Origin of the sequence: Hominiventricola aquisgranensis (assembly GCF_040096225.1) — a bacterium.
GTDB classification, from domain to species: Bacteria; Bacillota; Clostridia; order Lachnospirales; family Lachnospiraceae; genus Hominiventricola; species Hominiventricola aquisgranensis.
The window spans coordinates 1-1,602 of record NZ_JBBMFC010000068.1 but is presented as its reverse complement, the minus strand read 5'-3'; the positions used below and the strand labels follow the sequence as shown (position 1 = coordinate 1,602).

At 38.6% G+C, this 1,602-nt stretch carries 1 protein-coding gene; it reads right to left on the bottom strand.

Features of this window, described 5'->3' with window-relative positions:
- Positions 1-29 precede the first annotated feature (29 nt).
- The gene (locus WMO62_RS15715) at positions 30-1,511 is read right to left on the bottom strand and encodes an IS1182 family transposase (protein ID WP_349145271.1); all 1,482 of its coding nucleotides are present in this window, start codon (positions 1,509-1,511) and stop codon (positions 30-32) included.
- Between the last annotated feature and the right edge of the window lie 91 nt (positions 1,512-1,602).

The following is a 1,602-nucleotide window of genomic DNA, read 5'->3' as shown; positions in this document are numbered from 1 at the left end:
CAGACTGTAGACAAAGTGGTGTTTGACCGTTAGGCCAGGCACCACTTTTCTCTTGCGTTTATTTTATTCAGTAAAAATTCAATTCTATATATAAATGACAACAATTTCCTGTTTCTCATCACCAGTATCTTAGCTAATTTTTTCAGGTTCATGCATGCAAAAGTAAGCCCGGCTTTCATTTCTATCCGCGCTTTTCCTATGTACTGAGTATATCGAAAACCATGATGTTCTTTCGCTGTTCCAAAGATTCGTTCTATTGTTTCTTTTCGTTTCTGATAAATCTCTTTGTTTCCCAGTGTATGACGGATATCCTCTGCTTTCTCTATATATCTTTCCCATACATGCTGTGTTACCAGCTTCACATGATCTTTACTTTCTGTGCATTTAGATTTCTGGGGACAATTACAGCAAATATATCCACGGCTTTTGTATTCACGATAGCCATCCCGATTTGTTGTGCTATAAGAAAGCACTTGATTTTCAGGGCAAATATAGCAGTCGTAATACTCATCATAAACGTAGTCATGCTTTCTGAAATAGCCTTCTTTTGTCATCGGACGCTTATACGGAAACAATGGTTCAATTCCATCTAATAGCAGCCTTCTGGCAATCGCCGGTGTCCGGTATCCTGCATCTGCAATAATCATAGAAGGATCAAATGCTTTTACTTTTTCATACAGTACCTTAAAAGTTCTACTGTCATGCTCATTTCCAGGATGAACGCTATATCCTAAAATCCATCCATGCTGATCACATGCGGTTTCGACTGCATATGCGAAAACATGCTTATGTTCCCCTTTTCGAAACCAACCGCTTTCCGGATCAGTTATACTGCTTTTTTGTGTTTTGACACCGGACGGAATTTCTTCTGAAGCTTCTAAATTTTCTGAACCGTTTCCTCCAGATGCTGGTGGCTGGTAATCATTTTTATCTTTCAATGGTTTTTTACCATGAGCCAGACGGTCCTGCTCAATTTCTTTTTTTAATTCATCTTCATACCAAAGAGCTTGTTCATGAGCGACTCGTTTCCGCATTTTTTTACTGTTAGCGCAAGCTTTTACATGAGTTGAATCAACAAATATCTGGTCGGTATCTACAAGTTTGTATTTCATGCATTCTTCGAGAATCCTGGAAAAAATCTGTTCAAAAAGATTGGTATCTTTAAAACGGCGTGTATAGTTTTTCCCAAATGTAGAAAAATGTGGAACAGGATCCATCATATCCAGTCCCAGAAACCAACGGTAGGCAACATTTACTTCAATCTCTTTCATTGTTTGCCGCATGCTTTTTATTCCGTAGAGATACTGAATAAACGGAATTTTTATGAGCATAACGGGATCCATACTTGGCCGACCGTTGTCAGGGCAGTATTTTTCTTCTACTAAGTCATAAATAAAGTTCCAATCAATGGCTTTATCAATCAAACGGAGTATGTGATTCTGTGGCACCATGTCATTCATACAGAACATCAGCATCTGTTCCCTTTTCTTATCTGCATTTTTTGTCATCATAAAAAACACCGCCCTTCTGACATCATTATATCAGAAAAGCGGTTCTAACAATAGCAAAACCCCGCAAAAGCGGGGCTTTGTCTACAGTCTG